Raw genomic sequence first — 12849 nt, forward strand, 5'->3', positions numbered from 1 at the left:
TCCATTTAGTTAATTTTTGCTCGTTCTTCAGATAGCGTCGTGTAGATGATTATCGGAAGTAGTATCAGAGAAATAGCAACGGTCAGAGCGATGCTCCAGCTCAAATCCTTATACAGCTGTACTACTGTAAACAATAGAGCAATTACAGGCAAGACCAGCTTATTTAAGTGTTTTAAGAATAGGGAGTTCATGCTTCTCTTTACGGTAACCGATGTGCCGATACTGGGGATTTCTAGTTCATTTCGTGACAAAGCGGTGATTCCGATAAATAAGTGGCTGTCGATAAATTTGAGCTGATCATCCTCCTCATTTAGCTTGATCAACTGGGCAATATGCTCAGTGTCTATATCTAAGATGGGGACGGTGATTTCTTTGTTGTTATAGGTGATGACGATTTTGTCGGTCTCTTCCATACCCAGCAGCTTTCTAACATTGGGGTGAATTCGGCATAGATTTTGGTGCTCATCAAAAGGGTAGGGATGTCCTACTCTTAGTGTAAGCTCTCTTTTGCCAATAAAAAGATTTCCTAATGCGGTTAAGGGCCGTTTGATTCCCAGATGTATAAGTTTATGTATGCCTGGCTTGGACTGAGGACTTGTTCTTGTACGGGTAATAATTAGTTGATCCTCCTCAGTGGCATGAGTCTCAAGTAACAACATGATATATCTGTTGAAATATAGTGCGTTCGGCTTGGCAGTGTCATCCTCTTTTAACGTTAAGTTTACCCGAAAGCCATTCTTAGGATTAATCAGCTCTACATGGTTCGAATACTTGCGGACGAGCGTTGGACAAGCTTTGACATAAGGTTTGGCAATCTCGTCCACTTTAGGAATTCCCCGAAGGATCGTGTTGTACTCAGGTTTAGTAATGGTTAATCCTGTTATGGGGCAATCTCCTAGCTTGTCCTTTGCTCTTTTAGATAATTGAATACTGCCTCTAGGGATATCACTTTTAGATAAAAGCAAACAGCTAACCTGAGCATCATTCTCTGCTTTAAGCTCGACAAAGATATGGTGGACTAAGCCTAATTCAGCCAGCTCGTCGGGGTTCATCGTGAGTTCTTCCCGGGCAGTATAGCTTTGTTTGTCCGATAGGGTGAAGGTCTGCTCGATATTTATGTTAGGCACCTCCCAATTGATTGATGATTTGTTCGAGGGAATGAATGGTTTTTTGGAATAAATCAAATGATTTCGGGTTACGATAATTTCGATTAATTTCAATTTGAATACTTTGAACTAACAGCTCTTTGGCGGAATACGAAGTGACCGTTCCCGGATGAGATGCAGAAAATGTATGGTTTTGATAAACATTGGTAATACCATTATTGAAAAAAATACGTACGACTTCATTTATATTATTTTCTTGTATGGAAGTTCCGTGTAATGTACCTAAATCAATATCAAATTCCCTATCCTTAGAGGCACCATGCAAGTCTATAACAAAGTTAATTTGATGTTCTTTGACAATTGTTCCAAGTGCAGTCTTATATTCTCCGGCAATGATGTAATTGGGGTCTTCTTTGGAGAAGCTATTGGAATAGATACAGTGACAATTGGTGAGCTTTTGTAACAGCAGCGCAAGAGAACCTGTATACATGTCCGCAGGTTTTACTGCATGCTCTCTATAGTGGTTAATGGTATGTGGAGCGGACACAAGGACAGGAAGAGTACCTTTTACAATGGAGTAAGAGGGCTCTACCCCGATATCGCCAAAATAATTATTATTAGAGAATTGTAACTCATACTTTTCGATCAGAGATAAGATATGCAATCACCTATTCATAGTTATTTTAAAAATATAAGAAAGTCGAAGGCGTTTATACTTGTCTATTATAACGTTTGAAGATTTGTAATGGCGAGTTTCTGCAATAAAATGGTTATTGAAATGTTCCAAACGGTGTGCTAATATTTCAATTGAAAACGTTACCGATAAGGATACCGGAAAAAAAGCGGAGAATACTTAAGTGAAATGAAAACGCTGACATTATTCTCGGTGAGACGTCTTTAAGAGAGGTAATTTAATAAAAAGTTCGAGGGGGAAGAAAAATGAAGAATATTAAAAAATATCTAGGGCTCATGTTGGTAATGTCTATGGTTGTAGTCTTGGCAGCAGGGTGTGGGAATAAAGAGAACAATACAGCAACCAATGGTGGAAACGCTTTATCTGGTAAAAATGGATCGGTTTACTTTTTAAACTTCAAGCCTGAAATTGCAGAGATATATGAAAAAATCGCTAAGGATTACGAAGCGGAGACAGGCGTTAAAGTAAAAGTCGTAACAGCTGCAGCAGGTACGTACGAAACCAAATTGAAATCCGAAATTTCTAAGTCCGATGCACCTACGATCTTCCAAATTAATGGACCTGTTGGTTTCCAAGCTTGGAAAGATTACACCTTGGATTTGAAAGATACTAAGCTATACAGCTACTTGTCCGACAAAAGCTTGGCTGTAACTGAAGGCGAAGGCGTGTATGGTATCCCTTACGTAGTTGAAGGATACGGTATTATCTACAACGACGCCATTATGAAGAAATACTTTGCTTTAGCTGACAAAGCTGTTTCGATCTCTTCCACAACTGAAATCAATAATTTCGAGACTTTGAAAGCAGTAGTAGAAGATATGACCGCTAAAAAAGATCAACTGGGTATCAAAGGTGTATTCGCCTCGACTTCCCTCGCTGCTGGTGAACAATGGAGATGGCAGACTCACTTGGCTAACTTGCCACTGTACTATGAATTCAAAGACAACACTGAGTTTGATAACACAGTTCTTGCCGGTCTGGCTTCTAAGGAAGTTGAATTCAAATATAACGATAAATTCAAAAACATCTTTGATCTTTACATCAAAAACTCTGTGACTAAAGAATCCCTTCTGGGTAGTAAATCTGTAGCGGACTCCATGGCTGAATTCGCACTGGGTAACGCAGCGATGGTTCAAAACGGTAACTGGGCTTGGTCACAAATCAATGATGTAGATGGTAACGTAGTTAAAGCTGAGGACATCAAATTCTTGCCTATCTACACAGGTATGGAAGGCGAAGAAAAACAAGGTCTGGCTGTAGGTACAGAAAACTATTTGGCAATCAACAGCAAAGCCTCTGCTGAGAACCAACAAGCTTCTATCGCATTTTTGGAATGGTTGTTCTCCAGTGAAAAAGGTAAAGCTTATGTAACGAACGACTTAGGTTTTATCGCTCCATTCAACACGTTTGAAGACAGCGAAAAACCAGCAGATCCACTTGCTAAAGAAGTATCCGCTTGGATGGAAAAAGATCTAACTTCCGTAGCTTGGACATTTGCGGCATTCCCAAGTGAAGAGTTCAAAAATGTCTTTGGTGATGCGCTCTTGCAATACGCTCAAGGCAATAAAACCTGGGATGAAGTTGTAACCATCTTTAAGGACACTTGGAAGGCTGAAAAGGCAAAATAATAAATGCATGGAAAAATGATTGAATAACTCTCAGTTGTTATAAAGATAAAAGCTTAGTGCCACTGGATTCCCTTTGGAATTTCAGTGGCACTAAGCAACAATTCGAGTGAATTCATCTGTTTCATCATTTTCCATACTGAGATAGGAGAAGACTCCATGGAAAAATCGATAAGAAAATATTTTGCTCTTTTTGCATTACCAACCATAATAGCCTTTGGGATCGCATTTGTTGTACCTTTTCTTCTAGGTATATATTTATCCTTTACAGAGTTTACTACCGTCAATGATGCAAAATGGATAGGGTTTGGCAATTACATTAAAGCATTTTCAAATCAAGAATTTCTAAATGCACTAGGCTTTACTGTTAAGTTTACAGTTCTATCTGTTCTTACGATTAATGTATTCGCCTTCATACTGGCGATGTTGTTAACTAGAAAGCTAAAAGGGACTAACGTATTTAGAACTATTTTTTTCATGCCTAACTTGATAGGCGGTATCGTATTAGGATACATCTGGCAGCTGATCTTTAATGGAATTCTGTATAAGTTTGGAGTTACTTTGACCTCTGACGCAACTTATGGATTTTGGGGATTAATTATCCTTATGAATTGGCAATTGATAGGTTACATGATGATTATCTATGTTGCAGGTATTCAAAATGTGCCTAAGGATATAGTAGAAGCCGCAAGAATTGATGGAGCTTCACGTTCAAAGATTTTACGTAATGTGACGATTCCACTCGTAATGCCATCCATTACCATTTGTTTATTCTTAACGTTATCGAATTCATTCAAATTGTTTGACCAAAACCTAGCGTTGACCGCTGGTGCTCCTTCCAAGCAGACCTCGATGTTAGCACTGGATATCTACAATACCTTCTACGGAAAAACAGGATGGGAAGGTGTGGGTCAAGCGAAAGCCGTCGTATTCTTTGCACTGGTAGCCTTAATCGCCTTAGTACAACTTGTCATTACTAGAAGAAAGGAGGTTGAGAACTAATGCAACAGACTAGAGCAAAAGACTATTCCATATTCACCATTTTGTTGGTCTTGGCCATTGCGTTCTTATCTCCGATCTTTATTGTTCTGATGAACTCCTTTAAAGGTAAGTTCTACATTAGTGATACACCTTTCTTATTCCCTAATGGAACTACTTTTGTTGGTTTGAAGAACTATACTAGCGGTATAGCGAAGATTGATTTCTTCAGTGCTTTTGGAATGTCCTTGTTTATCACGGTGTGTTCGGTTGCTGTAATCGTGTTATTCACTTCCATGACTGCATGGTATATTACTCGGGTGAAATCAAAATTCACGAACTTGATGTATTACGCATTTGTGTTCTCGATGATCGTACCGTTCCAAATGGTTATGTTCACAATGACTAAGACAGCCAATGTACTGCATCTCGACAATCCGATTGGGATTATCTTGATCTATCTGGGATTTGGATCAGGACTATCGGTATTTATGTTTAGTGGATTTGTGAAGTCCATCCCACTGGAGGTTGAAGAGGCGGTTATGATTGATGGATGTAATCCACCGCAGGCGTTCTTTAAAGTGGTATTGCCCATCCTTAAGCCTATAGCTGTAACCGTAGCGATTCTTAATGTAATGTGGGTATGGAATGACTTCCTGTTGCCTGACCTACTGATCGGTACTGAATACAAAACCATTCCTATTGCGATACAGTACCTAAAAGGTGGATACGGATCGATTGATATGGGAGCTATGATGGCGATGCTAGTTCTAGCTATTGTACCCATCATCATTTTCTACCTCACCTGCCAAAAATATATTATCGAAGGTGTCGTTGCAGGAGCCGTTAAGGGTTAAATAGAATATGTATGTAGAAGCGAGTAGGGTGCTTTTCTTGTTGAGTCTTCTCTTCAAGAATACCCTACTTTCTTATTTAACGTGTAAAGGAAAGGTAGAAATGGAGAGATTGACTATCATAGATATCGCCAAATTATGTGGGGTTGGCGTGACTACAGTATCTAGAGCTATAAATAATCATCCGGATATTAATGAAGAAACAAAAGCGATGGTTATGAAAGTCATCAAAGAAAACCATTATGTACCGAATAACAGTGCCAGAAATTTAAAACGTTCCGATTCGAAAACGATTGCAGTATTGATCAAAGGGATATCAAATCCATTTTTCAGCCCGATGATTAAAGTATTTGAAAAAGAGATCCAGCGAAAGAAGTATTCCTTTATCCTACAACGAGTTGATGAGAATCAAGATGAGATTGAAGTGGCAATTGAGCTGGAGAAAGAAAAGCGCCTGAAGGGAATTGTGTTCCTGGGGGGGTTATTCTCACACTCTCAAGAAAAATTACAGCAATTGACGGTTCCATTTGTCCTCAGCACGATTGGGATGACGGAAGAGTTTGATCTAAGTAACTATTCTTCTGTATCTGTAGATGACTTTAATGAGAGCTACAAAATTGTAGACTATTTATGTAATCTAGGACATGAGAAAATCGCAGTTATTACCGCGCCTGAAGATGATGTGAGTATCGGTAAATTAAGATATGAAGGATATAAAAAGGCTCTTTCTGATCATGGAATAGCTTATAATGAACGGCTAGTACGGCGGATGAAAGAAGATATTGATAGCTATAGTATGGAAAATGGGTATGCGGTTACAAAAGAACTGCTGGAGTCAGGGGAAGAATTTACCGCTATTTTCACCTTATCAGATAGTATGGCCATCGGCGCTTGTAAAGCCATATTTGAAGCAGGCAAGCGAGTTCCTGAAGATTACTCTGTGGCAGGTTATGACGGACTGGATATTTCCTTCTATTATAATCCTTCTATCACTACCATCAAACAGCCAGTAGTAGAAATTGCGGAAGCGTCGATTAAGATTTTATTTGATCTCATTAATAAGAAGGTCAATCATGCGCATCAGATTTTCCCTGCAGAATTAATCGTTAGAGAATCTACGAGATCTATATTGTAGTTTCAAAAGGTTCATATGTTTAAGTTTATTTACGAATCGGGGTGGGGAGATAGAACCGCAAGAGGTTAAACTTAATGATATCAGCAGCATCACACGGTTTCTCACCACATTCGGTGACCCTACTCGGATTCGGATTGTTATTAGGTAAAAAAGGCCGCTCCTATTTAATTCCGAAATTTCAAGTCTTTGCTCAGTGCACTTCGAAACATCCCCACACTTAACAATACCAAGGGTAGAAATAACCCGAAGGTTATAATGTAGTACACCCAATAATTATCAAACACCGCGTTGTAATAGGTGTAATTCGGAGCAATGAGAGGTGCTAGTGCGATTAGGATCATCCCAGTAGGCAGAGTTAGCACCCGAAACTCTTTTAAGTTTAATAATTGGGATAACCCTAGGACGAAAGCATAGAAGTATAATGTTACTTCTATAAACAAGGTTAACATCCACATTAGAGCTATCATGGCTTCAACCCGCTCAAAGATCCCACCAACCGATATGCGTCTTGCTATGTTATAACTGGGATATATATCTCTGGTCGTTAAATCCGGACCTAGTACTAATACGGAAACAGTGACTGTCAGGAAGATGATAATCCCACCTAGGAAACAGCCCTGTAATAAGGCTTTTGTTATTTTTTTTTGTTGATTTACATAAGGGAGGAACATTAGAAAGACAACGGGTTCTAAGAAGGTGTAAGCCGAAATGGAGATGGACCCTCTTAGCACTGGCTTTATTCCGTCCTCCAATATGGGCAGCATTCTGACTATTTCCATCTGAGGAATAATGGCGACCGTTAGGATTAGAAATAGGATTATAACCATGGGAGTAAAGATCTCACCCGTTCGTCCGATAACCTCAATACCGAGTCGTGTTGCCATAATGACAATCAGTATAAATAAGATTAGAATGGCCGGAATAGGGGTTCCGGGCAACATTTCCGAGGTCACGAAATCAGCGACTTCCCGCATACTTCCTACGGTAACGATGAGAAAATACATTAAGGTCAAAAGAGATAGAATAGTCCCTATCCATTTTCCAAAAACCTTTTGAATCACTTGGATAAGCGTTAGGTTGGGGTATAACTTTGCGAATTTGCTGTACAAAAAAATGGCTAGTAAACCTACGATCATTCCAATTAAGGAGGAAATCCAGGCATTTTGTTTGGCGTAGTGTGTAGTGGAAGGGGGGATTACAAGAATGGAATCCCCAATGGTAAGAAGCATAACAAGAATGGTAAGTTGACGAATACTTATTTTACCCTTTTCGAGCATGGCTTTGTTCCCTCCAATTTATCACTTCGTCTCTTCCAAGAAAGAGTTAGTTACTTTCCCTAACTGGCGAATCTCTATGTTCATCTTTACGTTTACTGGTAAGTTAACAAAGGTTTGATCCCAATTATCCTTCAGTTTTTTCCACGCCTGTGGGTTAGAGCGATGGATGACCTCGCCAAATCCAAAAATATCGGATTTGTATTCTTGTTGTACTTTTTTAATCGTAGTCAGGAATAAATGCTCTACTTTCACGTTAGCGATTTGTTCTAATTCGGTGATGGTCTTTGGATTGGTGAGGTCTAAATTTCTACATTGAACTTCTCCTAAATCTGTTTCTATATGTTGCTCGATACTGATTTCTGGGTTGTTGCCATTCATGCTGCCTTTTACTTTTGATTCGGCCTTAAATATATCAAGAGATATCTTTTTATCTTTATCTTGGGGACAATTAATGAAGGAAATCGTACTCTTTACCTTATTCGTTAAATAGTTATACACTTTTGATTCCTCTTGGTTTAGCCAACCGATCAATTTGTCCTCTTTGAATACGGCCAATCCAGAGTATTTCAATTCTGTTGGAGAATCTACGGTTTCTACATTCTTCGGAGTTTCTCCTGCATCTACATTTCCATTGATGACAACCCCTGTTAAGACTGGATTCTTACCCCTACTTACAAGTTCTGTAATCAGTGTTCCTAATGTCACAGTAGATGTAGGTGCCCATTTTTTCTCCGATGTTTCTAGGCTGGAAAACAATCGCACAGCAGGAATCTTTTCGAGGCTAGTTAATATTTTCAAAGTATCTTCTGCCCGTGCATCCTTTGCCACCACAATAAAGTAATCATTTCGCGCTTCGGTATCTCTTGACATGAAATCAAGAACGTCATTGATTCCCTCTTTAGCCAGAGCCTCGCTAAGGACTAAGATCCGCAGATGAGAGATGTAAATTTTACGTGGACTAATGGTTGTGATCTTCCTAAGCGCTTCATATACAGTATTTCCTGTCTCTTTGTAAAGGTTAACGGGTGATTGAGGACTTCCCCCTTTTGAGCCAGCGATTTGACTGGGTAAAACCACTTGTGCAGAAACTTGATATTGATCTCCGATCTTATCGATGCCGATCCCTACGGCAATCGCGAGATCATTCATTTCCTGTCGACTCCAGCAACCAGTTAACCCAATTTGTATGAGAACAAGAAGACAAAGTAGAAGTGATCTTCGTTTCATGGTGTATTCCTCCGTTAGATCTCTCGGGTTTAGTCCCATTATTTTTAAGATAACCAGGCATTTACCATGTCGGCTACAGGTTTATAGATGAACACCATCCAGGCTAACGGGTCTGAGATCGAGATATTCATGACGTAAATCAGACTAAAAAAAGTTCCCAGCAACAGAAGAAATAAAAAAACCCAAAATTCCTTGATTAAATTTTTCCTCAGCATAAGAGGCACTTCGATGGCTATAATAACGGCTACAATGATGAGGATCACTACTATACCCAATGTTCACAACCTCCCAAACAATCTTTAGTTCCGAGATGTTAAGTCTTTGCTGAGTGCTCTACGAAATATGCCCATACTTAATAACACAAACGGTACAAAAATACCGAAGGTTATAACATAGTACACCCAATAATTATCAAAAATAGCGTTATAATAAGTGAAATTCGGAGCAATGATTGGAGCGAGTGCCACTAAAATCATCCCTGTGGGTAAGGATAACACGCGATAATCTTTTAATTTTAATAATTGGGACAACCCCAGAACGAAAGCATAGAAGTACAAAGTTACTTTTATAAACAAAGTTAACATCCATTGTAGAGCTATCATGGCTTCAACCCGTTCGAAGAATCCGCCAACTGATATACGCCTTGCGATGTTATAACTGGGATAGATATCTCTAGTCGTCAGATCCGGACCTAACACCAGGATGGAGACGGTGAGCGTAATAAAAATTACAATACCCCCTAGAAGCGTACCCAGTAAGAAACTCTTTGTTATCATTTTTTGTTGATTTACATAAGGAAGTATCATGAGAAAGACAACTGTTTCTAAAAAGGTGTAAGTAGTGATGGAGATAGCCCCTCTTAGAACAGGCTTTATTCCGTCCTCCAATACGGGCAGTATTCTGACAATTTCCATCTGGGGAATAATAGCAATCGTCTGGATTAGGAATAAGACAATGAACATAGGAATGAAGAGCTCGCTAGCTCGCCCTATAACCTCAATACCGAGTCGTATTGCCATAATCATAATCAGTATAAACAAGATTAGAGTGGCCGGAATAGGGGTTCCAGGTAACATTTCCGAGGTCACAAAATCACCGATTTCTCGCATACTTCCAACGGAAACCATAAGAAAATAGATTAAAAATGTAAGGGATATAATAGTTCCTATCCATTTTCCAAAAGCCTTTTGAATCACTTGAATAAGCGTTAAATTGGGATATGACTTTGCGAACTTGCTGTACATATAGACTGCTAATAAACCTGCTACCATCCCAATTAAAGTGGAAATCCAGGCATTTTGTCTGGCGTATTCTGTAGTGGAAGAGGGAATTATAAGGATAGAATCGCCAATAGTAAGGAGCATGACAAGAATGGTTAGCTGACGGGCACTTATTTTTCCCTTTTCTAACATGGTTTCGTTCACTCCTAATGATTACTTCATTTCTTCCAAGAAAGAGTTAGTTACTTTCCCCAACAAGCGAATTTTACAAAGATTTTCGTTTCAAGATTTATTCCTCCGTCAGATCTCCCGGTTTTTCCGGTGGTGTACTCTTTTCCCGAACGAGATTTTTTTGATTGATTAGCTTAGGACGGGTAAACATAGCCCAACGAGGCATTCGAAAAAAGGTATCCTTTTGATCAACAAGATTAAACGGAGCTAGCGGGCTCATATAAGGAACTCCAAAGGAGCGTAAACTGCACATGTGCAGAACAATCGCAATAATTCCGATAATGATCCCGAACAATCCGAAGGAAGCCGCTAGAAACATCATTGGGAAACGAAGCATTCTGACCGTCAAGGCGAGATCAAAGGCCGGCAGAACAAAGCTGGAGATCGCCGTAACAGCAACGACAATGAGCATGGCGGCAGAAACAATGCCAGCATCTACTGCAGCCGTTCCAATGACTAGCGTTCCTACTATAGAGACAGATTGGGCTATGGTTTGAGGCATACGCACACTGGCTTCTCTTAGAATCTCAAAAGCAAGCTCCATTAAGAGGGCTTCAATAAACGCTGGAAGCGGCACGCCTTCCCGTTGAGCAGCTAAACTAATGAGTAGCGTTGTGGGCAACATCTCTTGATGGAAGGTAGTAATAGCTACATATAAAGATGGGGCTAATAATGAAATGAATATACAGAAATAACGGAGCATCCGAACTAAGGTACCAACATCTGCACGTTGGTAGTAATCCTCAGCGGTCTGCATGAAGGAAACGAATGTAGTAGGAACCGTCATGACTATAGGCGTTCCATCTACTAAAATAGCTACTTTTCCTTCCATTAGCGCAGCTGCAATAACATCAGGTCGTTCGGTATGATGGATCGTTGGAAATGGAGTATAGGTTTCATCCTCGATTAATTCCTCGATATAACCACTCTCCAAGATGCCATCGATGTCGATTCGATCTAAACGTGTATGTACTTCTTGTACAATCCCATCATCTACAATTCCTTTGATATACATAATGGATACATCGGTTTGGGTCATACGTCCGATTTGTTGTGTTTCTAACCACAGATTTGGATCTTTTATTTTCCGCCGGATTAATGCAGTGTTGGTACGCAAGCTTTCTGTGAAGGCTTCCTTAGGTCCACGGATCACCGTTTCTGTAGCACTTTCCGTGACACCACGGTCTTTCCAACCACGCATGCCAATCGTGAAACCCTTAGCGTATCCATCTAGTAAGAGGATCACATCTCCGGATAATAAGGAGGTTAACAAAGAATGGAACTCCGTCGCATCTTTGATATCACCTACGGTAAGCATGTGATTTTTTAATAAGGAATAGTTGTCTTTCTCAGGTTCTAAGCTCAAATCTGGAATTTCTAAGACAAGGGACTCCAGAATGAAATCTTGAATAGCTTTACTGTCAGCAAGTCCATCCGTATAGAAAATAGCGGCTTTCATTTGTTGCTTGGAGCCAATGAAGAAATCTCTGATCACAAGGTCTGTGCTATTGCCAAGTGCTGTTTTTATATGTTCAATATTATCTTGAAGGTTTTCCTTGAGAGGTTCTTTAGGTAATTCTTTAGTGGGGCTGGGGTGCCCTAATGTAGGGTTTTTGAATATTTTTGTTATGGTTCTGTTTAGAAATCCCATAGTTGTTATCCCTCTTCCGCAAGCTGCTGTGAAATTAGCTATTACCAAAATGCGGTGGGATTATTCTTTGAATAATCAACTGCAGATTTGGGGATGAGCATGCAAAAAAAAGCCGTCGAGAGAATCTCGACAGCTAGGGCTAGAACTAGGTATTTAAGAACTTTAGGACGTCCAGTCGTTATATAAATGTTTCTCAGTTAGGATGGACAACAACTGGATACCGACCTCATTATGGCCACCTTCAGGGATGATCAAATCGGCGTATTTTTTGGATGGCTCAATAAAAGCTTCGTGCATTGGTTTAACCGTGCTCAAATATTGGTGATGGATCGATTGAATGCTCCGACCGCGTTCCTCGATATCGCGGAGTACCCGGCGGAGGATGCGTACATCAGGATCAGCATCAACAAAGACTTTGATATCAAGCATATCGCGGAGGTTCTCGTCGGATAGAACATGGAGTCCCTCGATGATTACAATATTGTTTGGTTTCAGTTCTACAGTCTCCGTAGTGGAGCGGGCATGAACTGTGAAGTCATACACCGGTGCATATGCAGTCTGATCTTCTCGCAGACATTTAAGATGCTCAATAAGCAGCTCGTTATCGAAAGCGAAAGGATGATCGTAATTGATGGATTCACGTTCAGCGAAGCTGAGGTGTGAATGATCTTTATAGTAGTTATCTTGAGATATGAAAGTTACCTTTCCCGTTCCAAGACGGTCAATGACGGAGCGGGCTACGGTTGTTTTTCCCGAGCCGGTGCCGCCGGCGATACCAATGATGAGCATGTGATTCAATAACCCTCCCTAAGATTGCCGTTGCAATTCCAATATTGTAGCACAGCGCTCAT

12 protein-coding genes are annotated in these 12849 nt (G+C 40.0%); 4 read left to right on the forward strand and 8 right to left on the reverse strand.

Annotated features, from left to right (window positions below):
- Positions 1 to 5: 5 nt before the first annotated feature.
- Together NYE25_RS22265 and NYE25_RS22270 are read right to left on the reverse strand one after the other, a co-directional pair.
- Positions 6 to 1127, reverse strand: a complete 1122-nt coding sequence (locus tag NYE25_RS22265; RefSeq protein WP_341146842.1) for a hypothetical protein — start codon at positions 1125 to 1127, stop codon at positions 6 to 8.
- On the reverse strand, positions 1120 to 1770 hold the full coding sequence (locus NYE25_RS22270; protein ID WP_341146843.1) for a hypothetical protein: 651 nt from the start codon (positions 1768 to 1770) through the stop codon (positions 1120 to 1122). Before NYE25_RS22270 ends, NYE25_RS22265 begins: the two co-directional genes overlap by 8 nt.
- Positions 1771 to 2045: 275 nt before the next feature.
- Between NYE25_RS22270 and NYE25_RS22275 the strand changes: the two genes are divergently transcribed.
- The 4 genes from NYE25_RS22275 to NYE25_RS22290 all read left to right on the forward strand — a co-directional run bounded on the left by NYE25_RS22275 (position 2046) and on the right by NYE25_RS22290 (position 6392).
- On the forward strand, positions 2046 to 3428 hold the full coding sequence (locus NYE25_RS22275; RefSeq protein ID WP_341146844.1) for an ABC transporter substrate-binding protein: 1383 nt from the start codon (positions 2046 to 2048) through the stop codon (positions 3426 to 3428).
- Positions 3429 to 3584: 156 nt separating this feature from the next.
- Positions 3585 to 4427: a carbohydrate ABC transporter permease gene (locus tag NYE25_RS22280; protein WP_042184126.1), complete on the forward strand. Its 843-nt coding sequence runs from the start codon at positions 3585 to 3587 to the stop codon at positions 4425 to 4427.
- A complete protein-coding gene (locus tag NYE25_RS22285; RefSeq protein ID WP_042184128.1) occupies positions 4427 to 5260 on the forward strand; it encodes a carbohydrate ABC transporter permease in 834 nt (277 codons plus the stop codon). The genes NYE25_RS22280 and NYE25_RS22285 overlap by 1 nt, the downstream gene beginning before the upstream one ends.
- A 100-nt stretch (positions 5261 to 5360) precedes the next feature.
- Positions 5361 to 6392, forward strand: coding sequence for a LacI family DNA-binding transcriptional regulator (locus tag NYE25_RS22290; protein WP_076286657.1), 1032 nt, complete (start codon positions 5361 to 5363; stop codon positions 6390 to 6392).
- A gap of 164 nt (positions 6393 to 6556) precedes the next feature.
- Here the strand turns inward: NYE25_RS22290 and NYE25_RS22295 are convergent, their stop codons facing one another.
- The 6 genes from NYE25_RS22295 to udk all read right to left on the reverse strand — a co-directional run bounded on the left by NYE25_RS22295 (position 6557) and on the right by udk (position 12787).
- Complete coding sequence (locus NYE25_RS22295) at positions 6557 to 7669, reverse strand: GerAB/ArcD/ProY family transporter (RefSeq protein WP_341146845.1); 1113 nt, start codon at positions 7667 to 7669, stop codon at positions 6557 to 6559.
- A 21-nt stretch (positions 7670 to 7690) separates the two neighbouring features.
- A complete protein-coding gene (locus NYE25_RS22300; protein WP_341146846.1) occupies positions 7691 to 8896 on the reverse strand; it encodes a Ger(x)C family spore germination protein in 1206 nt (401 codons plus the stop codon).
- Between the two features lie 44 nt (positions 8897 to 8940).
- On the reverse strand, positions 8941 to 9171 hold the full coding sequence (locus NYE25_RS22305; RefSeq protein WP_076286654.1) for a hypothetical protein: 231 nt from the start codon (positions 9169 to 9171) through the stop codon (positions 8941 to 8943).
- Positions 9172 to 9195: 24 nt separating this feature from the next.
- The gene (locus NYE25_RS22310) at positions 9196 to 10308 is read right to left on the reverse strand and encodes a GerAB/ArcD/ProY family transporter (protein ID WP_076286653.1); all 1113 of its coding nucleotides are present in this window, start codon (positions 10306 to 10308) and stop codon (positions 9196 to 9198) included.
- 97 nt (positions 10309 to 10405) lie between these two features.
- Entirely contained in the window at positions 10406 to 11998 is a 1593-nt protein-coding gene (locus tag NYE25_RS22315) for a spore germination protein (protein ID WP_341146847.1), read from the reverse strand.
- Between the two features lie 162 nt (positions 11999 to 12160).
- Positions 12161 to 12787 (reverse strand): uridine kinase, encoded by a 627-nt coding sequence (gene udk, locus NYE25_RS22320; RefSeq protein ID WP_042184138.1) that lies wholly within the window; start codon positions 12785 to 12787, stop codon positions 12161 to 12163.
- Between the last annotated feature and the right edge of the window lie 62 nt (positions 12788 to 12849).

The sequence above is a fragment of the Paenibacillus sp. FSL E2-8871 genome, assembly GCF_038000345.1.
Taxonomy (GTDB): Bacteria; Bacillota; Bacilli; order Paenibacillales; family Paenibacillaceae; genus Paenibacillus_AQ.